At 61.9% G+C, this 22,563-nt stretch carries 19 protein-coding genes and 1 tRNA gene; 11 read left to right on the top strand and 9 right to left on the bottom strand.

The window, feature by feature from the left end; translation table 11 throughout:
- Positions 1 to 33 precede the first annotated feature (33 nt).
- Positions 34 to 573: a TetR/AcrR family transcriptional regulator gene (locus tag AC07OJ_RS30795; RefSeq protein WP_120448018.1), complete on the top strand. Its 540-nt coding sequence runs from the start codon at positions 34 to 36 to the stop codon at positions 571 to 573.
- A 127-nt stretch (positions 574 to 700) separates the two neighbouring features.
- Here AC07OJ_RS30795 and AC07OJ_RS30790 read toward each other — a convergent pair whose 3' ends face one another.
- The 4 genes from AC07OJ_RS30790 to AC07OJ_RS30775 all read right to left on the bottom strand — a co-directional run bounded on the left by AC07OJ_RS30790 (position 701) and on the right by AC07OJ_RS30775 (position 3,877).
- Positions 701 to 1,480: an ABC transporter permease gene (locus tag AC07OJ_RS30790; RefSeq protein WP_065901419.1), complete on the bottom strand. Its 780-nt coding sequence runs from the start codon at positions 1,478 to 1,480 to the stop codon at positions 701 to 703.
- The gene (locus AC07OJ_RS30785; protein ID WP_065901421.1) at positions 1,477 to 2,409 is read right to left on the bottom strand and encodes an ABC transporter ATP-binding protein; all 933 of its coding nucleotides are present in this window, start codon (positions 2,407 to 2,409) and stop codon (positions 1,477 to 1,479) included. Before AC07OJ_RS30785 ends, AC07OJ_RS30790 begins: the two co-directional genes overlap by 4 nt.
- A 134-nt stretch (positions 2,410 to 2,543) precedes the next feature.
- Positions 2,544 to 3,161 carry a glutathione S-transferase family protein gene (locus AC07OJ_RS30780; RefSeq protein WP_106804664.1) on the bottom strand — a complete coding sequence of 206 codons (618 nt, stop codon included), beginning with the start codon at positions 3,159 to 3,161 and terminating at the stop codon, positions 2,544 to 2,546.
- A gap of 56 nt (positions 3,162 to 3,217) precedes the next feature.
- A complete protein-coding gene (locus tag AC07OJ_RS30775) occupies positions 3,218 to 3,877 on the bottom strand; it encodes a transglutaminase-like domain-containing protein (RefSeq protein WP_495095795.1) in 660 nt (219 codons plus the stop codon).
- A gap of 191 nt (positions 3,878 to 4,068) precedes the next feature.
- Here AC07OJ_RS30775 and AC07OJ_RS30770 point away from each other — a divergent pair, with 191 nt between their 5' ends.
- Both AC07OJ_RS30770 and AC07OJ_RS30765 read left to right on the top strand, forming a co-directional pair.
- Positions 4,069 to 6,516 (top strand): acyl-CoA dehydrogenase, encoded by a 2,448-nt coding sequence (locus AC07OJ_RS30770; RefSeq protein ID WP_065901428.1) that lies wholly within the window; start codon positions 4,069 to 4,071, stop codon positions 6,514 to 6,516.
- Between the two features lie 75 nt (positions 6,517 to 6,591).
- The gene (locus tag AC07OJ_RS30765; protein WP_010567536.1) at positions 6,592 to 6,999 is read left to right on the top strand and encodes a PA2817 family protein; all 408 of its coding nucleotides are present in this window, start codon (positions 6,592 to 6,594) and stop codon (positions 6,997 to 6,999) included.
- A 55-nt stretch (positions 7,000 to 7,054) separates the two neighbouring features.
- Here the strand turns inward: AC07OJ_RS30765 and AC07OJ_RS30760 are convergent, their stop codons facing one another.
- Entirely contained in the window at positions 7,055 to 8,023 is a 969-nt protein-coding gene (locus AC07OJ_RS30760) for a LysR family transcriptional regulator (protein ID WP_495095794.1), read from the bottom strand.
- A gap of 89 nt (positions 8,024 to 8,112) precedes the next feature.
- Here AC07OJ_RS30760 and AC07OJ_RS30755 point away from each other — a divergent pair, with 89 nt between their 5' ends.
- Complete coding sequence (locus tag AC07OJ_RS30755) at positions 8,113 to 8,739, top strand: alanyl-tRNA editing protein (protein ID WP_495095793.1); 627 nt, start codon at positions 8,113 to 8,115, stop codon at positions 8,737 to 8,739.
- A 791-nt stretch (positions 8,740 to 9,530) separates the two neighbouring features.
- Here AC07OJ_RS30755 and AC07OJ_RS30750 read toward each other — a convergent pair.
- Positions 9,531 to 11,105 (bottom strand): alkaline phosphatase D family protein, encoded by a 1,575-nt coding sequence (locus AC07OJ_RS30750; RefSeq protein ID WP_495095800.1) that lies wholly within the window; start codon positions 11,103 to 11,105, stop codon positions 9,531 to 9,533.
- On the bottom strand, positions 11,102 to 11,656 hold the full coding sequence (locus AC07OJ_RS30745; protein ID WP_282396760.1) for a GNAT family N-acetyltransferase: 555 nt from the start codon (positions 11,654 to 11,656) through the stop codon (positions 11,102 to 11,104). Before AC07OJ_RS30745 ends, AC07OJ_RS30750 begins: the two co-directional genes overlap by 4 nt.
- Positions 11,657 to 11,846: 190 nt before the next feature.
- On the opposite strand from AC07OJ_RS30745, the gene AC07OJ_RS30740 reads away from it, so the two are divergent.
- The 6 genes from AC07OJ_RS30740 to AC07OJ_RS30715 all read left to right on the top strand — a co-directional run bounded on the left by AC07OJ_RS30740 (position 11,847) and on the right by AC07OJ_RS30715 (position 19,181).
- On the top strand, positions 11,847 to 12,254 hold the full coding sequence (locus AC07OJ_RS30740; RefSeq protein WP_005786670.1) for an ExbD/TolR family protein: 408 nt from the start codon (positions 11,847 to 11,849) through the stop codon (positions 12,252 to 12,254).
- Between the two features lie 2 nt (positions 12,255 to 12,256).
- Positions 12,257 to 12,985, top strand: coding sequence for an energy transducer TonB family protein (locus tag AC07OJ_RS30735; protein WP_065901440.1), 729 nt, complete (start codon positions 12,257 to 12,259; stop codon positions 12,983 to 12,985).
- 24 nt (positions 12,986 to 13,009) lie between these two features.
- Complete coding sequence (locus AC07OJ_RS30730) at positions 13,010 to 15,292, top strand: TonB-dependent receptor (RefSeq protein ID WP_065901443.1); 2,283 nt, start codon at positions 13,010 to 13,012, stop codon at positions 15,290 to 15,292.
- A gap of 17 nt (positions 15,293 to 15,309) precedes the next feature.
- A complete protein-coding gene (locus AC07OJ_RS30725; RefSeq protein WP_065901446.1) occupies positions 15,310 to 15,957 on the top strand; it encodes a MotA/TolQ/ExbB proton channel family protein in 648 nt (215 codons plus the stop codon).
- 52 nt (positions 15,958 to 16,009) lie between these two features.
- On the top strand, positions 16,010 to 17,227 hold the full coding sequence (locus AC07OJ_RS30720; protein WP_282396759.1) for a phospholipase D-like domain-containing protein: 1,218 nt from the start codon (positions 16,010 to 16,012) through the stop codon (positions 17,225 to 17,227).
- A 214-nt stretch (positions 17,228 to 17,441) separates the two neighbouring features.
- Entirely contained in the window at positions 17,442 to 19,181 is a 1,740-nt protein-coding gene (locus tag AC07OJ_RS30715) for a dipeptidase (protein WP_282396758.1), read from the top strand.
- Positions 19,182 to 19,212: 31 nt separating this feature from the next.
- Here the strand turns inward: AC07OJ_RS30715 and AC07OJ_RS30710 are convergent, their stop codons facing one another.
- Positions 19,213 to 20,874 (bottom strand): M24 family metallopeptidase, encoded by a 1,662-nt coding sequence (locus tag AC07OJ_RS30710; protein ID WP_495095792.1) that lies wholly within the window; start codon positions 20,872 to 20,874, stop codon positions 19,213 to 19,215.
- 77 nt (positions 20,875 to 20,951) lie between these two features.
- Here AC07OJ_RS30710 and pdxR point away from each other — a divergent pair, with 77 nt between their 5' ends.
- Entirely contained in the window at positions 20,952 to 22,433 is a 1,482-nt protein-coding gene (gene pdxR / locus AC07OJ_RS30705; protein ID WP_495095791.1) for a MocR-like pyridoxine biosynthesis transcription factor PdxR, read from the top strand.
- Between the two features lie 53 nt (positions 22,434 to 22,486).
- On the opposite strand, the gene AC07OJ_RS30700 is transcribed toward pdxR, so the two are convergent.
- Positions 22,487 to 22,562 (bottom strand) — tRNA-Gly (locus tag AC07OJ_RS30700).
- Position 22,563: the final 1 nt, after the last annotated feature.

Here is a 22,563-nt window from a genome sequence, read left to right as displayed (position 1 = left end):
TTAAAGCAAATTCTTTGTGTTAAGGTCACAAGCATGGCGATAAAAGAAGGCCTCCGCCCGGGGGGCCGCAGTGCCCGGGTACAAGAATCGGTCCATTCGGCAGTGCGTGAATTGCTTGAAGCCCATGAGCGCTCCAGCGTCACCGTACCGATGATTGCTGCGCGCGCGGGCGTCACGCCCTCGACCATCTACCGGCGCTGGGGCGACCTGTCGGTGCTGCTCGCGGACGTGGCCCTGGCCCGCATGCGCCCCGACAGCGCGCCCGCCGACACGGGCAGCCTGCGTGGCGACCTGCAAGCCTGGGCCGAGCAGTACCTGGATGAAATGAGTTCAGAGCCCGGTCGCAACATGATGCGCGACCTGCAATGCATGATCACGCCGGGTTACTGCGTGAGTATCCTGAGTGGGCAGTTGCAGGCGATTGTCGACCGCTATCCGGATCAATCGCCACCGAGCGTGGACCACTTGATCAATCTGCTGGCGGCGCCGACGGTGTTTCGGATTCTCTTCTCATCCGCGCCGCTGTCTGTGCAAGAACTGCACGGCCTGATCGAGTTGGCACTCAAACCCTGAAGGCACACTGCAAAACCCAATGTGGGAGCGGGCTTGCTCGCGAATGCGGTGGATCAGTCAGAGATGTATCGACTGACAGACTGCATTCGCGAGCAAGCCCGCTCCCACATTTTTGACCGCGTCGAGGTTACGTACGCATCCCACGCCCGCTCACCAGCAACCGCGCACAACCGATATACAGCACCACGGTTGCCACGAGCATGAAGGTGATCGCCACGCTGATCTTGATGTCCGACACGCCCAGGATGCCGTAGCGGAAGGCGTTGACCATGTGCAGCACCGGGTTGGCCAGCGACACGGTCTGCCAGAACGGCGGCAGCAAGGTGATGGAGTAGAACACCCCGCCCAGGTACGTCAGCGGTGTCAGCACGAAAGTCGGGATGATCGAGATGTCATCGAAGTTGCGCGCAAACACCGCGTTGATGAAGCCAAGCAGCGAGAAGATCGTCGCAGTCAGCACCACCACCAGCAAGGTGACCCCGAGGTGATGCACCTGCAGGTGGGTGAAGAACAGCGACAGCAGCGTCACAATCACCCCGACCATCAGGCCACGCAGCACGCCGCCCAGGGTGTAGCCGATCAGGATGGTGTGCGGCGAGACCGGCGAAACCATCAATTCCTCGATGGAGCGCTGGAACTTGCTGCCGAAGAAGCTGGAGACCACGTTGCCGTAGGAGTTGGTGATCACCGACATCATGATCAGGCCCGGCACGATGTACTCCATGTAGGTGAAGCCACCCATGTCGCCAATCTGCCGGCCGATCAGGTTACCGAAGATCACGAAGTACAGGACCATGGTGATCGCCGGCGGCAGCAGGGTCTGCGGCCAGATCCGGGTAAAGCGCTTCACTTCGCGGTAGACGATGGTTTGCAGCGCGACGATGTTGGGTTGCAGTTCGGAACTCATACCGCCACCTTCGCCAGATTTTTCTCCACCAGGGACACGAACAACTCCTCGAGGCGATTGGTTTTATTGCGCAGGCTCAGTACTTCAATGTTCTGGGCCGCCAACTGGGTGAACAGCGCGGTGATGCCCATGGCCTTGTCCACCTGGACTTCCAGGGTATGGCTGTCCACCAGGCGGCTCGGGTAGCCGAGCAGTTGCGGCGAGACCGACAGGTTGTTCTTCAGGTCGAGCAGGAAAGTCTCCACATGCAACTGGCCCAGCAGGTTACGCATGCTGGTGTTCTCGACGATGGTGCCGTGGTCGATGATGCCGATGTTGCGGCACAGCTGCTCAGCCTCTTCCAGGTAGTGGGTGGTGAGGATGATGGTGATGCCCTTCTGGTTCAGCTCGGTGAGGAAGGTCCACATCGAACGGCGCAGCTCGATGTCCACGCCAGCGGTGGGCTCGTCGAGGATCAGCAGGCGCGGTTCATGGACCAGCGCGCGGGCGATCATCAGGCGCCGCTTCATGCCGCCGGACAGCGAGCGCGAAGGCACGTCGCGCTTGTCCCACAGGCCCAACTGGGTCAGGTACTGCTCGGCGCGTTCCTTGGCGACTTTCGCCGGAATGCCGTAGTAACCCGCCTGGGTCACGACGATGTCGAAGGTCTTTTCAAACTGGTTGAAGTTGAATTCCTGGGGCACCACGCCGATCGAACGCTTGAGCGCCGCCGGGGATTTGTCCAGGTCATGCCCGAAGATATTCACCGTGCCGCTGGTCTTGTTGACCAGGGTCGAGAGGATACCGATGGTGGTGGATTTGCCGGCACCGTTGGGGCCGAGCAAGGCGAAGAAATCACCCTCGGCAACGTCCAGATCGATACCACTCAGGGCCTGGAAACCGTTGCCGTAGGTTTTGGTTAGCTGCCGGATGGACAGAGCGGAACTCATATCGGATTACGCACCAAAGAAGGGAATAGAAACAATAGATGAGGGCGCAGCCCACGTAGTTCAACGGCGGCGCATGACAAGCATGGTGCTTGCCCGCGCCGCACAAGTACAGTCACCCGTATTAATAGTGGGTATTAAGTCAACGCAGTCATGACCGCCTTGCGGTAGGCCGGACGCTGCTGCAGGCGCTGGTACCAGGCCTCCAGGTGGGGCATCGAAGGCCGTTCGATGGGCATTTCAAACCAGGCGTAGATGAAGCTGCCCAGGGGAATATCGCCGATGCCGATTTCATTGCCCGACAGATACGGCTGCACTGCGAGCGCCTGGTCGACGGTCTTGAGCACATCGATACAGGTCTTGCGCCCGGCGTGGATGGTGTCCCAGTTCTGTTTGTCCGCGGGGGTGCGCAGCACGCCCCAGAACACGGTCCTGAACGGGTCGGCGAAGGTCGACGTGGTCCAGTCCATCCACTTTTCGGCGTTGGCCCGCGCCTTCAGGTCAGTGGGATACAAGCTGGATGCCTGCTTGGCACACAGATAACGCACGATGGTGTTGGATTCCCACAACACGAAGTCACCGTCTTCGATCATCGGCACCCGGCCGTTGGGGTTCAACGCCCGGTATTGCGGCGTGTCGACCACACCAAAAGCCCCGCCCGCATCAATTGCCTCATAGTCCAGGCCGAGTTCCTCGGCGCACCAGAGTGCCTTCCTGACGTTTGATGAATTTTTACGACCCCAGATTTTCAGCATGACCGCGCCTTATTGTTGATGAACATGGCTAGATGAACGCAGCAGCATACGCCGGTTCACGCGCGGCTCAAATCACTCTGCATATCGCCCAGCAACGTCGGCATGTCCTCGGCAAACAAGTGCGGGTAACACTGCTGTATATGGGCGAAGAAAAATGCCTCGGGCACGTCGGGAAATTGCCCGTGGTCGACCACGTACTCCATCGAGCGCTGGCCCTGGCGATTGAACGCATGGAAAACACTGTCGTGGAGGCCATCGAACTCCAGCGGCGGCACATCGAACAACTCGCACAACTGGCTGTTGAACGCCGGCGTCGCCTTGACCCAGCGACCGCGCAGGTACAGTTCGGTATAGCCGTGCATGGCGAACACGTCGCTTTTGAGCAACGCGATCAGGCGTGGCGTCGACAGGTGATTGCGCACGTCGGCCAGGCCGATGCGTGCCGGGACCCCGCAGTGGCGGGCACAGGCGGCGAGCAAGGTGGCCTTGGGCACGCAGTAGCTTTCGCCGGCAGCCAGGGCATAGCTGGCGCTCAGGGTGTCTGGGTCGCGACTGAAGGTGTAGGGGTTGTAGCGAATCGCCTCACGTACGGCGTAATAAAGACTGACCGCCTGGTCACTTAAATCCGCGCTGGGACCGCGATGTTTTTCGGCGAACTCCACCACCGCAGGGTGGTCACTATCGATGAAGCGGCTGGGACTCAGGTACGTATCCATGAGCTTGATCTCCGAAGGAAGCCTTGAGTTTAACGACAGGTCCGCCACAGAGATAACGACGATTCGGCCAAATGTCGGCGCCTTAAGATGGGTGCTTCCAGCACAACTCGTTACACCCTGATCACCCCGCTTGCTCGGATGCCGACTAAGCTCGTTGGTGGTTTCGCCCCTGGTTTCACGGAGGATTGAATATGCTGTTGTTGTGGATACTGGTTCTGGTGGTCGGCATTGCCTACCTGGCACACCGGCGCACCGCACCCCTGCCCGCCCTGGGCGTGGTCGCCGTCTACCTGTTGGCGATGGGCGCCTGGAGTCACGCTCCCGGCTGGTTGCTGCTGATCTTCTGGGTGCTGCTGGCCGCCGTCGCGGCGCCGTTGTTGCTACCGGACCTGCGCCGCCAATACTTCACCAAGCCGCTGTTCAGCTGGTTCCAGAAAGTCCTGCCGCCGATGTCCGAGACCGAGCGCGATGCCATCGACGCCGGCACCGTGTGGTGGGACGGCGAACTGTTCAGCGGTCGCCCGGACTGGGACAAGTTGCTGGCCTATCCCAAGGCGCAACTGACCGAAGAAGAACAAGCGTTCATCGACGGCCCGACCGAAGAACTCTGCGCCATGGTCAGCGACTGGGAAATCGGCCAGGCCATGGACCTGCCGCCCGCTGCCTGGGAGCACATCAAGACCCACGGTTTCTTCGCCCTGATCATTCCCAAGGAATACGGCGGCAAGGGCTTTTCCGCGTATGCGCACTCCCAGGTCGCGATGAAACTCGCCACCCGCAGCGGCGACCTGGCGTCGACCGTGATGGTGCCCAACTCACTCGGCCCGGCCGAATTGCTGCTGCACTACGGCACCGATGAGCAACGCAACCACTACCTGCCCCGCCTGGCGCGCGGCGATGACATCCCCTGCTTCGCCCTGACCGGCCCGCTGGCCGGCTCCGACGCGGGCGCCATGCCCGACACCGGCGTGATCTGCAAAGGCGAATGGGAAGGCAAGGAAACCCTCGGCCTGCGCCTCAACTGGGAAAAACGCTACATCACCCTGGGGCCGGTCGCGACCTTGCTCGGCCTGGCCTTCAAGGCACATGACCCGGACCACCTGCTGGGCGAGGAAGAAGACCTGGGCATCAGCCTGGCGCTGATCCCCACCGACACCCCCGGCGTGGAAATCGGCCGTCGCCACCTGCCCCTGGGCGCTGCCTTCATGAACGGTCCCAACTCCGGCAAGGACGTGTTCATCCCCCTGGAATTCCTCATTGGTGGCCAGGAAATGCTCGGCAAGGGCTGGATGATGTTGATGAACTGCCTGTCGGTCGGCCGTTCGATCTCCCTGCCCGCTGTCGGCACCGGCGCCGCCAAGTTCACCAGCCTGGTCACCGGCCAGTACGCCCAGGTGCGTGAGCAGTTCAACGTGCCGCTGTCGGCCTTCGAAGGTATCCAGGAAGCCCTGGCGCGCATCGGCGGCAACGCCTGGCTGATGGACAGCGCGCGCATGCTCACCGCCAACGCCGTCGACCTGGGCGAAAAACCCTCGGTGCTGTCGGCGATCCTCAAGTACCACCTGACCGAGCGCGGTCGTGAATGCATCAGCCACGCCATGGATGTGCACGGTGGCAAGGGCATCATCATGGGCCCCAACAACTACCTGGGCCGCAGCTGGCAGGGTGCGCCGATCTTCATCACGGTAGAAGGCGCGAACATCCTCTCGCGCAACCTGATGATCTTCGGCCAGGGCGCCATCCGCTGCCATCCGTTCGTGCTCAAGGAAATGGCCCTGGCCGGTCGCGAAGACCATGACCAGGCACTCAAGGAGTTCGACGGCCTGCTGATGCAGCATATCGGTTTCGCCGTGAGCAACGCCGCCAGCACCCTGGTGCTGAACCTGGGCGTGGGCCACTTCGAAAAAGCTCCGGGCAACCGCCTCAGCCAAGGTTACTTCCGCGCCCTGAATCGCCAGGCTGCCGCCTTCGCCCTGCTCGCCGACCTGAGCATGATGCTGCTTGGCGGCGAGTTGAAGCGCCGCGAACGCCTGTCCGCGCGCCTGGGCGATGTGTTGAGCCACATGTACCTGGCCTCGGCAGCACTCAAGCGCTATCACGACCTGGATTCGCCGGATCACCTGGAACCGCTGTTCGCCTGGGCCATGGAAGAAAGCCTCGGCGAGTCGGAGCGCGCACTGGATGAACTGCTCAGCAACTTCCCGAACAAAGTACTGGGCTGCCTGCTGCGGGTCATCGTGTTCCCGTTCGGGCGTCGCCATACCGGGCCGTCCGACGCGCTGGATGCCGAAGTGGCCGCGGTGATTGGCCGTGCCAAAGGCGACCCGACCCTGGAAGAACTGCTGGCCGGCTGCTACCGCCCACAATCGGCGGAAGATCCGGTGGGCGCCCTGCAACATGCCTACGACCTGCTGGGTGCCAGCCACCCACTGCAGAAAAAGCTGCACAGCGCGCTCAAAAGCGGCCAGGTCAAGCCGACTGCCGGCGAACATGCGATCGACGCTGCATTGCACGCCGGCGTGCTGCAACCGGCTGAAGCACAGACCTTGCGGGACGCCGAGGCGGCGCGGCGCAAGGTGATCGACGTGGATGATTTCAGCAAGGAAGAGCTGGAACACACCGAGGGTAAAGTCCGCTGAGTCCAGCGGTCATATAAATACGGGCGCGAGGGCTATATACTCTCGCGCCCGTTTTTGCTTTAGAGGACTTATCTCGTGTCCAACGTCGTTGCCGATCATCTCGTCTTGCTCGACCACTTGCGCAGCATCCTGGTTGCCGTCGGCGAAGCCGAACAGGTACCCGAGGAAAGCCACACCCTGTTCCTGGAGCGCTTCGACGAATTGCGCGCCCTGCTGCCGATCGACCCGATCGAAAGCCAGTACCTGGGCCAGGACCTGATGAGCCAGGTCATCCTGCGCTACCCACAGATTGCCCACCTGGTACCGCGCGACCTGCTGTGGTTCTTCGGTGGTGACTGCCTGCACTTCATGCCTGACGAAGAACTGGACCTGTACCAGGCCCTGGAAGAGCGTCGCTTCGAAGCCGAACAGAACGACGAACCGTTCGACTGGAACCAGGAAAAGCAGCTGCTGGCCATGCCGCAGGACCAGAGCAAGCACTGATCAACCCCCACTATTTCCCTTGCCGGTGATGGCGGCCTTGAGTCCAGCGGTGGCTTCAAGGGCTCATCGCCGGCGCCCCGGCTCCTACCAGGTGTTGGCGGCGCAATGTCGGCTCCTTCGCCATGCATTCCACCAGATAGTCGATAAACACCCGCAACTTCGGCGACAGGTACCGCGTCGGCGAATGCAGCAACCACGCCTCGCCATGGTAGGACGCAATAAAATCCCATGCCGGCAACACCTGCACCAACCGCCCCTCCTCCAAGGCATGCCGCGCGGTGAAATACGGCAGACTGCCAATCCCCACATGCTGCAACACCGCATCCAGGCGTACCCCGGTGTGGTTCGCCGCATAACGCCCGTGCACACCTACCGTTACCGCCTTGCCCGCCTGGCGAAATTTCCAGCGTGAGTCCGCCGGGGTTTCACCCAGGTAGATGCAGCTGTGTGCGAGCAAATCCTGGGGGTGACCCGGCGTGCCGTGCTCGGCCAGGTACTGTGGGGTCGCGCACAACAAGTGCTCGATGGGCAACAGCTGCCGTCCGACCAGCCCCGGCGGCGGGCTGTCGGTGATGCGGATGCTCAGGTCCACGTTGTCATCGATCAGGTCCACGTGCCGGTCCTCGAGGATCAGTTGCACATCGACCTTGGGATAGCGCCGCAGAAACTCCGGCATATGCGGGTGCACCACAAACCGCCCCACCGCCTTGGGCACACTGACCCACACCTGACCTTCGGCCTCATGGGTGAACTGGCCGCTGATCTCCATGACCGAACGCGCCGCGTTGACCATCTCCTGGCAACGCTTGAACACCTCTTCCCCGCCCTCGCTCAGGCGCAGTTTGCGCGTAGTGCGTTGCAGCAAACGAGTGGCCAGGGCCTTTTCCAGGCGCGAGATGCTGCGACTCACCGAAGACGGCGAAGCCCCCATCTGCCGGGCCGCCTCGGAAAAGCTGCCGGCTTCCACTACCTTGACGAAAATCGCCATTTCACCCAGCAGCGGCAAGGGAAGATTGATGCTCATAGCGCACAGGTCCATTGAGAGTTGAGCGGATTATCACCCATTCCTGCACTATTTATACTGCTCGCAGAACCTTGATGCGGATGTAGATAATGACCGAGCGCCTGTTTTTCACCCACGATCACCTGACTGCCGAGCTTGAAGTGCTGGACTGCACGCCGCACGAAGACCTCTTTGCCGTCACCCTGCAGTCAACCCTCTTCCACCCGCAAGGCGGCGGGCAACCTTTCGACACCGGCTGGCTCGGCGAGGCCAACGTCCTGCGCGTCACCCAGGAAGCCGATCGCGTGGTGCACTACACCGACCGCCCCGTGGCGCTTGGCTTGATCAGCGCACGGGTCGACGAGCAACGCCGCGCCCTGCACACACGCCTGCATTCCGCCGGGCACTTGATCGGCAACGTTGGCGAGACCCTGGGCTGGATGCCGATCAAGGCGCATCACTGGCCGGGCGAAGGCAAGATCACGTTTATCCGCGGCGACGCCGCCCAAGCCCTCGAGGCCGAGACGATTCAACAGCAAGTCAACCAGTGGATTGCCGCCGACTATCCGCGCCATATGACCCTGCAAGACGGCACCCGCGAAGTCGGCTTCGGCGAACTGCCGGCCTACGCCTGCGGCGGCACGCATGTACAGGCGCTGAGCGAACTGGGCCAAGTGACCATCCTGGCCCTGTCGGAGAAAAAGGGCGCACTGTCGGTGCGTTACACCCTCGACTGAAGCGCTACGCCGGGCTTGCTGGGTGAGATTTGCCTACCCTGGCAGGTGCGCTCTCTCTGGTAGATGCACCCACAGTGACAGGTGTGCTCACCGTGGCAGATTCCCCCGCTGGCAGGTGTGCTCCATCTGGCAGATCCACCCACAGTAGCAGGTGCGCTCCATCTGACAGATTCACCCCAGTGAGAGGTGCCCCCACTCTGACAGGTTCCCCCCCCCCTGTGGTGAGCAGGCTTGCCCTGCGTTGGGCTGCGCAGCAGCCCCAATAAGGCCGCCACAGTTTGTCTGGGAAAAACTCCAGTCAGGTTTGGGGGCTGCTGCGCAGCCCAACGCAGGGCAAGCCTGCTCACCACAACAAGCCTGCTCAACATCACAAACTTGATTGCCATAACACCGTGCTTGTCACAACTTACCCAACTGCCCATCACCAGGCGGTACATTAAGCTGCCCGCTGCGACAGATAAGTCGCTGTGTCAGGTGCACTCGCTGTGATAGGCAAGCCCACAGTGTCAGGTTCACCCGCAGTGGCAGGTGCACCCACTCTGGCAGGTTTCCCCCTGTGGTGAGCAGGCTTGCCCTGCGTTGGGCTGCGAAGCAGCCCTAATAAGGCCCCCACAGTTTGTCTGGGAAAAACTCCAGTCAGGTTTGGGGGCTGCTGCGCAGCCCAACGCAGGGCAAGCCTGCTCACCACAACAATCCTGTACACCACAACAGCCTGCTCAACATGACAAACCTGATTGCCACAGCATCGTGATTGCCACAACAAACCCTATCGCCCGTCTCCAGGCGATGCCTCAAGCTGTCATCACACCCGCCCTGCCCGGCTCCGTCACAAACGACTTGAGAGTCGACACGCCAGCCTGTGGATCGCGCGGGTCGCTGATCGCGCGAAACCTCGTCAGCATCTGCCGCGCCTCCAACTGCACCGACACGTACCCGCGCTGGCGACTGTCGAAAAACTTCACATGCGGGTTGAGTGGCAACAACTGGGAAAACGCATCATAGGGCGGGCCATCGGACGTCACCGATGAGCCGACGAATTCGGTGGCCACGATCGGTGAGTCCAGATCATTGCCATCGACGTGCAAGTCCGTGGCCCAGAACGAATGGATATCACCGCCCCAGAACACCGGGTTGTTGACGCGGTGGCGCTGGATCGATGCGAGCATCCGCGAACGGTTGGCCATGTAGCCATCCCAGCCATCGGTCCAGCGCCCGAGTGCCTGGCTGGTCGGGTCGCGCTGGGTCAGCGGCGCCACCAGCAAGTCCTGGGCGATCACATTCCACTGCGCCCGCGACTGCGCAAAACCCTGGTCCAGCCAGGCCTCCTGCTGCCAGCCGAGCATAGTCCGCGCGGGGTTGCGCAAGTCGGCGCAGGTGTTGGCGGCGATATGCCCCTGGTGGCTGCCGCTGGCCGGAATGCACGGTTGTTCGGAGCGATACTGACGGCCGTCGAGCACGTGGAAACGCGCCAGTCGGCCGTAGTCCAGGCGCCGATAGATGCGCATATCCGGGCCTTTGGGCACGCTGCTCGCACGCAGCGGCATATGTTCATAGAACGCCTGGTAAGCCGCCGCGCGCTGCTGGAGAAATTGCGCCACCGGGATCTTGGGATCCTGGGACCAGCGATTGGCATAGTCGTTTTGCACTTCGTGGTCGTCCCAGGTCGCCACGCTGGGCGCGGCGGCATGCAAGGCCTGCAGGTCCGGATCGGTTTTGTACAAGGCATAACGGTTGCGGTAATCGCCCAGGCTCACCGCATTACCGCTGCCGTGGGCGCGAATGATTTTGCCTGAGTCCGCCGCGTAGGAGCTGTCGTAGATATAGTCACCGAGGAAAAACACCAGGTCAGGCTGCTCTGCCGCGAGGTGACGGTAGGCGCTGAAATAGCCGCGCTCCCAGTGCGAGCACGAGACAAATCCCAACCGCGCCGACGCCATCGCCTGCACGGCGGGCGCCGTACGTGACTGCCCCACCGGGCTCTGCGCGCCGAGGCCTTCGAACTGATACCAATACGGCCGGCCCGCCTCCAACCCCACGACTTCCACGTGCACCGAATGGGCAAACCGCTCGCTGGCCATGACCTCGCCCTGTCGCACGATGCGGGTCATCGCCGCATCGCTGGCGACCCGCCAACGCACCGCCACCGCACGGTTCAACCCACCTCGGCCATCCACGGCATTGAACAGCGGCGCCAGGCGCGTCCAGATCACAAAGCCATCCGGCAACGGGTCGCCCGACGCCACGCCCAGGGTAAACGGATAGTCGACCCCCGCACTGCGCGCGAACGGACTGAGGATCGAAAACGTGGTGGCCACCGCCAGCCCGGCGAGTACCCGGCGCCGGCCGTGGTCGACGCCGCCGCTCACACCCGGTACTCCCACACCTCACGCACCGTGGCGAACACCAGCAGGTCTTCATGCACGCCGTTCTTGAGGAACGCGCCGCGCATGCAGCCTTCATATTGCAGGCCGATTTTCTCCATGACCCGCGCCGATTCCTTGTTGCGACTGAAGCACTGGCTGCCCACGCGATGCAGGCCAAGTTCGACAAAGCCGTAGTCCATCAATGCTGTCGCCGCCTCCGCCGCGTACCCCTGGTTACGCGCATCCGCCGCGACCCAACCGCCCAGATGCCCGTAGCAATGAGCAGCATTGATGCGCAGGCTGACGATACCGATCAGCTCGCCATTGTCACGCCGGTGCATCCCCAGGCTCAGCAACCCCGTCGAGCGATATTTCGCCTGCATGCCGTCAATGAAATCCAGCGCGATTTCCAGGGTGTAGGGCGATGGAATACTGGCGGTGTTATCGGCGATCTTCGGACCGTTGGCGAGGGCGCACAACGTCTCGGCCTGGGTTTTTTCCAGGGCGCGCAATAACAGTCGCGGGGTGGACAGATGGGGCAAGTCGCTGCTCATTTCCGAGGGGCCTCGATGTAAAGTTTTTGAGAATGGCCGCGCTTCGTTTCAATTCTGTTACGTCACAAAAATGACTTGTGAATGCCCTGTAAGACGCGTCCTAGAGCCCTCAAAACGTCAATTAAAGTTAACCATTCGGTCATTTTTGGTTGTTAGCGTGTCGCCCCTAATTCAATGACGGGGTAGCGGAATGAGAACCTGGGACGAACCGAAAAAACGCAAGGCGCACATCGAGCTGATCCCGATGATCGACGTGATGATGTTCCTGTTGGTGTTTTTCGTACTCGTGAGCCTGAACGTGATTCCGGCCCTCGGCATGAAGACCCAACTGCCCAGCGCCAGCAGTTCGCAGCAGCTCAAGCCGCAGAACAAATTCATCCTGACCCTGGGCCTGGAAGGCCAGCTGCAACTGGATGGCAAGGACCTCACCGTCGATGCGCTGGTGCCGGCCTTGAAGGCGGCCGAAAAGCCTGACACCAAGTCGACGATCATCGTCAACAGCGATAAGGGCGTGGAAGTTTCGCGCCTGGTGGAGGTGATGGACACCCTGCGTCTGGGTGGCTTTACCTCCGTGTCCATCGCCACGCGCAAGTCGTGATCATGTACGTCCTGTTTCGTGCGCGACAGCTGCTGGGCAGTGTCCCGGCCCTGATCGCCCTGGTGCTGATTGCACTGGGAATCCAGTCCCAGACGTTGAAGGTTGAACCGGTGTACGACGAGTCGGCGGTCGAGCTGGCGTTGGTCGAGCCCGAGCCGCCAGTGACCCCGGAGCCGGTGGTGGAACAAGAGCCACCGCCGCCGGTGATCGAGGATGAAGAGGCCGAGCCGGCCCCGCCGCCACCGCCGCCCAAGCCGTTGCCAAAACCTGAGCCCAAGCCCAAGCCGAAACCTCAGCCAAAGCCCGTGGTGGCCAAGCCATCGCCCGTGCCGACACCACCGCCGGTGGCCGCCAAACCGGCCCCCGCCGTGGCGGCCCAGGCCGCGCCAACGCCGGCACCACCGGCCCCGCCGAAGGTCGACGGCCAGGCACTCGAAGGTGGCTATCTCAAGGGTTTGCGCAACGAGTTGGACACCTACAAACAGTACCCCACCGGACGCCAGGCTTCCCTCGAACGCCCGACCGGCGAAGTCGTGGTCTGGCTGCTGGTAGACCGCCAGGGTCGCGTTCTGGACTCCGGCCTGCAAACCCAGGCCTCGAGCATGTTGCTCAACCGGGCCGCCACCAACAGCTTGCGTCGCATCAAGCAAGTCAAGCCGTTCCCCGAGCAAGCCTTCGGGGGGCGCAATGAGCAGCGCTTCACCGCCACCTTCAACTACAGCGTGCAATAAGCACCCGACACCAGGACGACAGTGATGAGGTTCACACGTATTCATCTGGCACTTGTTGCCGCAAGCATGGGCCAGGGCATGGCCATGGCCGACACCGGCAACAGCGACGTCGGCACCATCGGCGTCCAGGGCAAGGCCACTGCGGGTGGCGGCTACATGGTGCAGGAAGAAAGCATCAAGGGCCGCTCCACGGTGACCAAGGAGGCGCTGGATAAACAGACCGCCACCGGCAACGCCATCGACAAGCTCAAGTACACCCCGGGCCTGAACATTTCCAGCGAAGACAACACCGGCCTGTCGGGCTTTCGCTTCACCATGCGCGGGCTCAACTCCGACCAGGTGGGGATGTCGGTGGACGGCATGCCGATCAACGACTCGGGCAACTACGCGCTGTATTCCAACCTGCTGGGCGACCCGGAAAACATCGACCAGATCTTCGTCACCCAGGGCTCCTCGGAAGCCGACGGCCCGCACATCGGCTCCAGCGGCGGCAACATCGGCATCGTGACGATTCGCCCGACCAAGGAAACCGGCGCGTTCGTCAAACAGGTGATGGGCAGCAACGCCACCCGCAAGACCTTCGCGCGGCTGAACACCGGTGAAGTCAACGGCCTCAGCAACTGGCTGTCGGCGTCCCACACCGAAGGCCAGATGTGGCGCGGCTCGGGTGCAGTGCGGGCGGACAAGGTCGAGTGGAACAGCTTCTTCGATGCGGGCGACGGCAACACCGCCAACCTGATCCTCAAGTACCACGAACAGGACAACAACAGTTACAGCCAGCTGACCAAGGCGCAGTTCCAACAGAACGGCCGCAAGTACGACCCCTACCCGGCAACGCCGACCGTGGGTGCAAATGGCAAGTACAACAGCTATTACGCGCTGGCGCAGAACCCGTTCCAGACCTTCACCGCCGTGCTCAACACCCAGCTCAAACTGGCTGACAACCTCGCGCTGTCGGTGATTCCGTACTACTACTGGGGCAACGGCAGTGGCGTCGGCTCATCCAGCTACGCGCTCAACAGCGGCTCGAACCAGGGCGGCGTGTTCGACTTGGGCAACTTGCCTACCGGCGCGCAGTACAACGCCGATGGCACGCCGAACAGCGGCGTGTACTACCGCCCTTCACGCACGCAGACCTGGCGTCCGGGGATCACCACCAAACTGAACTGGGACCTGGGTGATCACAGCGTGCAATTTGGCTACTGGTACGAACGCGCGCGCCAGAGCCAGACCCAGCCGTTCATTCCGCTCAAGTCCAGCGGCAAACCGGTCGACACCTGGCCCGACTCCAACGACGCCGTGGTCGATGCCAATGGCAACACCATCCAGGGTCGCGACCGCTTCACCATCACCCCCGCCCAGAAGGTCTGGGCCCAGGACACCTGGTACATCGACCCGGACTGGACGCTGGTGGCAGGCCTCGCCTACATGAACGTCAAGCGTGACGGCACCAACCACGGCAGCCTCACCGAGCAGGCGGAAAAACGTAACCAGACCTACAACAAACTGCTGCCCAACGTCGGCCTCAAGTACCAGCTGGATGAGCGCGACCAGTTGTTCTACAGCCTGTCGCGCAACATGCGGATCCCGCAGAACTATGTGCTGTACGACAAGGGCCTGGACTCGATCAACTCCAAGCCGGAAACCAGCTGGAACCACGAGTTGGGCTGGCGCTTCACCGGTGACGACATGACCGTGGCGGCGACCTTGTTCTACATGCAGTTCAAGGATCGCCAGGTCTCGTCCAAAGACATCAACGGCGACTTCGCCGACATCAACGCGGGCGCGGTCAACAACAGCGGCCTGGAGCTGGAGTGGAGCGGCCTGCTGCCCAACCACTTCAACTACTACACCTCCTACACCTACACCAAGGCCGAGCAGCAAGACGACCTGACCGTGTACAACGCCGGCAAAGCCATCGTGCTGCCCACCAGCGGCAAGCAATTTGCCAACGTGCCGAAGAACATGCTGGCCGCCAACATCGGTTATGACGACGGTCGCTTCTACGGCACCTTCGGCGGCAAGTACACGAGCAAGCTCTACGGCGACCTGACCAACGATGAAGCCATTTCCGGGCGCACCGTGTTCAACGCCGGCGCGGGTATCTACCTGCCGGTGGACAAGAAAGTGGTCAAGGACGCCACCCTGCGCCTGAACGTCGACAACCTGTTCGACAAGAAATACCTGGACGGCGTGTACACCACCAAGACCAACGCCGCGACCTACGGCGGTTTCCGCGACGGCGACCCGGCGTACATCGTCGGCCTGGAACGCACTGTGACGGTTTCCCTGGAAGCCAATTTCTAATTGCGAGGTAAGCGAACATGGACATGAACCTGCTCCACGACATCACCTTCTATGTGATGTATGCCGCGATGGCCATCGCCATCTTCATCACCATCGAGCGCGGTATCTACTTCGCCTACGTGCGTCGCCAGGCTCGCGCGCTCACGGCGGTGCTGGACGCCAACGTACACAGCGAGCGCGACTTGCCGCAGGGCTTGACCCAACGTGACAGCCTGCCCTTGAGCATGGTGTTGCCGGTGCTGGCACAGAAAGCCTCGCACGGTTCACGCAAGGACCTGGATGACGTGATCGAAACCCAGTACCTGACCACTCGCGCGCCACTGGCCCGCAGCCTGTGGATCATCGAGACCATCACCACGGCCGCGCCGCTGTTGGGCTTGCTGGGTACCATCCTCGGCATCATCGACACCTTCAAGGCGCTGGCGAGTGCCGGGGTGTCCGACCCAGGGCAGATTTCCGGTGGCATCGGCACGGCGCTGTTCGCCACTGGCCTGGGGATCGCCATCGCGCTGTTCTGCGTGGTGTTCCACAACTTCTTCCAGGACAGCCTGGAGCGCATCAACGACCAGTTGAAAATCCTGCTGATCCGCGCCGCCACCGGCGCCCGGGTACAGAGTGAAGTGCCGCACCTGGTGCCGACACCGTTGCACAGCCGCACGGCGTGATGGTTACAGCGGGCGCGCAATGCGCCCGCTTTCTTTGTTGATAGAGGTCCCTATGTCTGCCTCCTTGAAATTGCGTATCGCAGGCCTGGCCGGCTTGCTCATGAGTCCGCTGGTTCAGGCGGACTTTTCGATTCCGGGGTTTGAACTGGTGCACACCGTGCCGGTGGATACCACGCTGGGCACCGACGATTTGCGCCAGCCGGGGCCGGTGTGGATCGCCTTGTTCGATGGCGCCAAAAGCCGCATCGATATCGGCCAGTTCTATGCCGCCGACCATCCTGGCTCGGTGATGGACACGGTGATCGAACACCTTGAGGCCGCCGGCAAACGCGGTGTGAAGATTCGCTTCTTGCTGGAAGAAAAAGGCATCAAGTTGTCAGAAGCTTCCACGCTGGAACGTTTGCGTGCGATCCCCAACCTGACCTTCCGCGTGCTGCCCTATGGGCAACTGAGCGGCGGGATCATCCACGCCAAATACATGGTGGTGGATGGCAAGCAGGCATTTGTCGGCAGCCAGAACTTCGACTGGCGCTCCCTGGAACATATCCACGAAACCGGCCTGCGCATCAGCGACGCCACCGTGGTGAGCCAGGTCCAGGCGATCTTCGAACAGGATTGGCGCGCCCAGGCAGCGCTGACCGAGCACACCCCGGTGCCCCTGCCCGCAGCCAGCGAACCCCCTGCGCGCACTGGCAACTATCTGGTCGCCAGCCCGCAGCGCTACAACCCGCCGGGTGTCGGCGATTCACAACTGGAGTTGCCGCGCCTGCTCGGTGAAGCCAAAAAAGAGGTGCGCGTGCAACTGCTCGACTATGCGCCGCTGTCCTACGGGCCGGATAAAACCCGCCCTTACTACGCGGTGATCGACAATGCCGTGCGCGCAGCGGCGGCGCGTGGGGTGTCAGTCAAGCTGATGGTATCCAACTGGAACACCGACAAACTGGAACTGCCCTACCTGAAAAGCCTGGCGGTCCTGCCCAACGTCCAGGTCAAGATCGTCACCCTGCCGCAAGCCAGGCAAGGGTTTATCCCTTATGCGCGGGTGATCCACAGCAAGACCATGGAGATCGACGGCGAGGTCGCCTGGATCGGCACCAGCAACTGGCTGGGTGGGTATCTGGATAATTCGCGCAACCTGGAAGTAGTGATGCGCAGCGAAGCGATGGCCAAGCGTGTCGGGCAACTCCATGAGCAATTGTGGGATGGGCCCTACGCCAAGGCGTTGAACGTAACCGAGGCGTACCCCGAGCCCCACCCTGGCCAGCCCTGACTCGGGCCACCTGCAGGCGCTGGCTTGCCGACGAAAATAGTCCCGGCACTGTGATCCGCCTGGCAATGCGCTTCATCGTCGGCAAGCCGGCTCCTGCGGGACCCTTTGCGTAGACCCTCGCCCGTGGAAAAAAGAGGTGGTAGTGTGTGGAAATGTTTCTGACATATCGATCAGAAACTTCCTACTCACTACCTGCAAAGGAATGCGTCTCTCAATGCACTTTCCACTCAAGCAACTGGCGGCTGCCACCGTGTTCGCGGCCAGCCTTTCGGCCATCGCCACACCAGCCTTCGCCAACATCACACCCGACCAAAGCACGGCGATTCTCAAGAGTTTCAACGAAACGTCCGTCACCGATTTTCGTGGTTTCCTCGGCGCACTGGCCAAGGGCGAGCTGGGTAAAACCAGCGACGTCGGCCCGGCAATCAGTACCTTCCTGGATAACAAAACCCTGAGCGCCGACCAGCAGAACGAAATCAATCGCCTGCTCGGTATCTACACACGCGTGAAGTACGGCAAGGCCGCCACCGAAACCCTGCGTGAGCTGGTGGAAATCCCGACCTTCAACGTCGACGGTGTGCCGCAGTACAAGAACCCGGAATTCATCAAGATCGCCGGCAAGATCCAGGCCCTGGCGAAAGACTTCAACCTGAACTTCCGCAACATCGACAATCGCGTCTACGAGATCTCCCTCGAAGGCAGCGGTGATGAAGTGGTCGGTATCCACGCCCACGCCGATGTGGTGCCGGTGACGCCAGAGAACTGGGTGCTCAAGGATGGCACCAAGCTTGATCCGTTCAAGGTCACGCTGATCGGCGATCGCATGTACGGCCGTGGCACCGAGGATGACAAGAACGGCATCGTGGTGGCCCTGTACGCCATGAAGGTCATCAAGGAAGAAAAACTGCCGCTGGCGCGCAATTTCAAGTTGCTGGTGGACACCACCGAAGAAACCTCCGGCGACGCGATCCCCTATTACTTCGAGCACAACCCGACGCCGCAGTACAACCTGGCGCTGGACGGCGGCTACCCGGTGGTGATTGCCGAGAAAGGCTACGGCACGGTCATGGCCACCTTCCCGCGTCGCAAGGGTGAAGGCAAAGGCGCGGAAATCATCTCGATGACCGGCGGCATGGCGACCAACCAGATCCCTTCGGCCTCGGTCGCGACCTTCGTCAGCGACAAACCGGCCGAGCTGGCCGCCAGCCTGCAAAAGGCCGGGACTGAATACGCCAAGCGCAACGGCGGTGATTTTGCAGTGGCCGCCAAGGTCGACGGCAAAAACGTCAAGCTGACCGTCACCGGCGTGTCCGCTCACTCCTCCGAACCCGAGTCCGGGGTCAACCCGGTCGCACGCATGCTGGAGCTGATCCACAGCGTCGACGGCAAGATTGCCCTCAAGCACAACCACATCACCGACGCGGCGCGTTATGCGTCCGACAACTGGGGCCTGGATTACCTCGGCGGCAAACTGGGCGTGGGCTTCTCCGATGATTTCATGGGCCCGTTGACCACCTCGCTGACCTTTGTCGGCCTGGATGACAAGGCCTTCAAGCTGGCGGTGAACCTGCGCGTGCCGAAGGGCAAGTCGCCGGAGAAACTCAAGGCCGAGATTGCCGACAAGCTGAATGCCTGGGACAAGCAATCCAAGGTCAAGGTGGACTTCACCTACTCGGTGGCCGAACCGATGTACCGCAACCCGGAAGGTGAATGGGTCAAGGCTTTGTTGGCCGTCGCCAGCGAAAACCTGGGCATGGAGCACAAGTTCGGCACCTCGGCCGGCGCGACCTCGGTGCACGAACTGCCCAATGGCGTGCAATTCGGCCTGGCGCGCCCGGAAGTGAAGTACACCGGGCACACCGACAACGAGTTCAAGACCGTCGACCAGTTCCTGCTGGACCTGCAGATCGTCACCGAAATGATGAGCCGTATCGGCCAGCTGCCGAAGCTCTGATCCAAAGGAGCCCGCCGCAATGGCGGGCTCTTCAGGCTTGCAGCATCAACATATCCTCGAAAAAACCACCGACCGGCTCCGTGGGATGGCACAGCTGGATCTCCAGGACCCAGGCCATTTCACTCGGCGGGATTTCCAGGTCCGCCAGGTCCTTGCACTCGAACAACGCGTGGGGGAAATCCGCGAGGCGATGCCCCGCGAGATTGCGCGCCAGCCTCCAGCCTTTTGACACCGCACTCTGCTCGGCAAAGTCATACAGTTCGCGACCGGTGAGGCCCCGTAACCAGGCGTCGCGGGTTGCATCGAACACCTCGTGCAGGGCCGTCCTGCATGCCAGGTGCAACGGTGAGTCACCGAATACAAAGGTATCGCCATAGTCGCCCTCGTAGCCGTCCCACACCGGGCCCAGGTCGACCACGACGATATCGGTGGCGCGTAGCCTGCGTTGACGATCAATACCTTCGCGGGGTGGGCGAACGGTATCGTCGCCAAAACGAATATAAGTCGGGTGCCAGGTGTGGGACGCGCCCATGGCCTGCAGTTGTTCGGCAGCCATATCAAGGGCTTCGCCGGTGGTCATGCCCACCTGCAGGCGGCTGGCAATTGCCGCCAGGGCGCGTATGGACTGGTCACGCGCCGCCAGCATGCCGTCCAGGGAGTAGCGCGGACCAACTTTTTCCCACACAGGATGCAGCGGCTTCGATGCCGTGCCCGCACTCGACCGGCCGCTGGGCACAAAGGCTTCCGCGACAAACCGATGGCCCGGCAGGCCCGCTTCCAGGCACTCGGTACGCACCTGGGTGATCATTGCGCCGCTACCGCACGCGTACACGTGGGCCACTTCCCAGGGATGCCCATGGCTGAGCGCCACTTCCTGCACCCGGCCCTGCGAGGCCAGCACCGGATGCCAGTGAAAACGCGGGTGTTCGATGACGGCTGTGTCCAGGAATACGCGGTCATAAAAATCGGCCGGCTGCGCACCGCCCCAGTACAGCGTCACCTCGACATCGCGTTTCAAGGCGCTCAGCAGGATCGGCTTGATGCCAGCGTAACCGGTGCCCGTGGCGAACAAGACTACGGGCGCATCGTCATGGTCCTGCCAGGTACAGGCACCAAACGGCCCTTCCAGCTGCAACAGATCGCCGGCTTCCAGGCACCCCAGCAGGGTTTCGGAAAACAGCCCGCCGCTGACCTGGCGAATCTGGAAGACCAGCCGCCCCTCGTCTTCTGCCGGCAGGTTGGCGATCGAAAAACAACGCGAGTCGCCGTCGACCAGTTGGATCTTGAGGTACTGGCCCGCCCGCACCGCCAAGGGCGTATCCGGCATCACCACCAACTCGATGATGTCGGGGCTGAGTGCGCGTTTGCTGAGCACGGTTGCCTCGACGACCAACGCGGGCGAGTCCAGCGACCAACCGGGAATTTCCAGGCGCATGTCGCCGCAGGCGTGACTCTGGCACAACAACATTTCATTGGCTGCCAGCGGATAGCAGGGCACCGGTGCATCCGGCGCGAGCTGTTTGGCCCGGTACTGACCTTCTGCGACCACCACCTTGCACGACCCACAAGCACCGCGGCGGCAGGAAAATGGCACGGACAGGCCGTGGGCGAGCATCGCATCCAGCAACAGTTCGTCACCGGCCTCAAAGGTTTTCCCCGAGGGGGACAGTTCGATGACATGACGTGTATTCATAACAACCTCGGGGTAAGTGAGGCTTGATTGTTGCGCTAGACTAGGCCCATTAAAACCTCCAGTTTTGGATACTTCAGATGGTCCAGATGCGTAAATGGCGTCCGCTGCTCAAGCTGGACGAGGGTGACGGCCAGGCGTCCTACCGCAAAATCGCCGAAGGCCTGGTGACCGCGATCGTTGAAGGGCGATTGCCGCCCGGCACATTGCTGCCGGGCACGCGGGAAATGGCGCAGTTGCTCGACGTCAACCGCAAGACCGTGATCCTCGCCTACGAAGAAGCGTTGACCAAAGGCTGGCTCGTCAGCGAGCCACGCCGTGGGACCTTCGTCAACGCGCAGCTGACGCCCAAGCAGTTGCCGAGTCGCGCGCAACAGTCCTTCGCTCCGCCCATCCTCGCGCAGGCGGTCGCCCCGTATTTCGCCCAGAACGCCCAGGTGACGGCACTGCAGCATCGGCATGGCGCGCTGTTTTTCGATAACGGCACCAGCGATCACCGCTTGCTGCCCCAGGCCGTCCTGCATCGCTACTACCGCAATGCATTGCGCAACAGCTTCAGCTCCAACACCGTGCGCTACGGCAGCGAGGGCACGGGCTACCATTTGCGCTGCGCCCTGGCCGAGATGCTGCGCAACAACCGCGGATTGACGGTCAGCGCCGAGAATATATGCCTCACCCAAGGCACCCAGGTGTCGCTGTACCTGACCGCGAGCCTGCTGCTCAAACCCGGAGACGTGGTGCTGGTGGAACGCCTGAGTTACCCACCCGCGTGGGAGATTTTCCGCAAGCTGGGCGCGCAACTGGTCACCGTGGAGATGGACGAAGAAGGCTGTCGCACGGACCAGATCGACCGCCTCTGCCGCGAACACAAGGTGCGGATGATCTATCTCACCCCACACCACCAGTTCCCCACCACCGTGAGCCTGCACGCGGCGCGACGCCAGCAGCTGTTGGCGTTGGCGGCACTGCACGATTTCTGCATCATCGAAGAAGACTACGACCACGAATACCACTTCAACGGGCGGCCCTACCTCCCCCTCGCCAGTGACCGCTCGCAGCGCCATGTGATCTATGTCGGTTCGTTATCCAAAGCCCTTGGCTCGACGTTTCGCTGCAGTTATGTGGTGGCGCCCACGGATGTGATCCAAGCCCTGCACAGCAATGCCGCGCTGATGATGGGGGATGCCGATGCGGTCGCGCAGAAAATGCTCGCCGACCTGATCAATGATGGAGAGCTGAAGAAGCATTTGCGCCGGGTGTCGAAGGAATACCGCGTCCGCCGCGAAACCTTGCAGAGCTGCCTGCATGAGGCGTTCGGGGATCGAATCAAGGTACGGGAGCCGGAAGGTGGCCTGGCGCTGTGGGTACGCTTCGACGATGAAATCAACGTCGAGCAGATGGTCAGCGCGGCGCTGGACCACGGGCTGGTCGTACGCAGTGGCCGACAGTTTTCGCCGGTGGACCAGCCGGAAAATGCACTGCGCCTGGGCTTTGCAGCACTCAATCAGGCAGAAATCCGCGAGGCTACAGTGCGTCTGGCTCAAGCGGCGAACTTGCGATAAAACGCGCACAAACAAAAACGCCGATCATTGCTGATCGGCGTTTTCATTGAATATGGAGCGGGAAACGAGACTCGAACTCGCGACCCCGACCTTGGCAAGGTCGTGCTCTACCAACTGAGCTATTCCCGCA

This window comes from Pseudomonas sp. GW821-FHT09C08 (assembly GCF_059418125.1).
The sequence above is the reverse complement of the archived record's forward strand: the minus strand, read 5'-3'. Positions and strand labels throughout refer to the sequence as shown.

Coding starts and splice junctions, on each gene's coding strand:
- AC07OJ_RS30795 (WP_120448018.1), top strand. CDS start 34: ATGGCGATAAAAGAAGGCCTCCGCCCGGGGGGCCGCAGTGCCCGGGTA.
- AC07OJ_RS30790 (WP_065901419.1), bottom strand. CDS start 1,480: ATGAGTTCCGAACTGCAACCCAACATCGTCGCGCTGCAAACCATCGTC.
- AC07OJ_RS30785 (WP_065901421.1), bottom strand. CDS start 2,409: ATGAGTTCCGCTCTGTCCATCCGGCAGCTAACCAAAACCTACGGCAAC.
- AC07OJ_RS30780 (WP_106804664.1), bottom strand. CDS start 3,161: ATGCTGAAAATCTGGGGTCGTAAAAATTCATCAAACGTCAGGAAGGCA.
- AC07OJ_RS30775 (WP_495095795.1), bottom strand. CDS start 3,877: ATGGATACGTACCTGAGTCCCAGCCGCTTCATCGATAGTGACCACCCT.
- AC07OJ_RS30770 (WP_065901428.1), top strand. CDS start 4,069: ATGCTGTTGTTGTGGATACTGGTTCTGGTGGTCGGCATTGCCTACCTG.
- AC07OJ_RS30760 (WP_495095794.1), bottom strand. CDS start 8,023: ATGAGCATCAATCTTCCCTTGCCGCTGCTGGGTGAAATGGCGATTTTC.
- AC07OJ_RS30755 (WP_495095793.1), top strand. CDS start 8,113: ATGACCGAGCGCCTGTTTTTCACCCACGATCACCTGACTGCCGAGCTT.
- AC07OJ_RS30745 (WP_282396760.1), bottom strand. CDS start 11,656: ATGAGCAGCGACTTGCCCCATCTGTCCACCCCGCGACTGTTATTGCGC.
- AC07OJ_RS30740 (WP_005786670.1), top strand. CDS start 11,847: ATGAGAACCTGGGACGAACCGAAAAAACGCAAGGCGCACATCGAGCTG.
- AC07OJ_RS30735 (WP_065901440.1), top strand. CDS start 12,257: ATGTACGTCCTGTTTCGTGCGCGACAGCTGCTGGGCAGTGTCCCGGCC.
- AC07OJ_RS30730 (WP_065901443.1), top strand. CDS start 13,010: ATGAGGTTCACACGTATTCATCTGGCACTTGTTGCCGCAAGCATGGGC.
- AC07OJ_RS30725 (WP_065901446.1), top strand. CDS start 15,310: ATGGACATGAACCTGCTCCACGACATCACCTTCTATGTGATGTATGCC.
- AC07OJ_RS30720 (WP_282396759.1), top strand. CDS start 16,010: ATGTCTGCCTCCTTGAAATTGCGTATCGCAGGCCTGGCCGGCTTGCTC.
- AC07OJ_RS30715 (WP_282396758.1), top strand. CDS start 17,442: ATGCACTTTCCACTCAAGCAACTGGCGGCTGCCACCGTGTTCGCGGCC.
- AC07OJ_RS30710 (WP_495095792.1), bottom strand. CDS start 20,874: ATGAATACACGTCATGTCATCGAACTGTCCCCCTCGGGGAAAACCTTT.
- pdxR (WP_495095791.1), top strand. CDS start 20,952: ATGGTCCAGATGCGTAAATGGCGTCCGCTGCTCAAGCTGGACGAGGGT.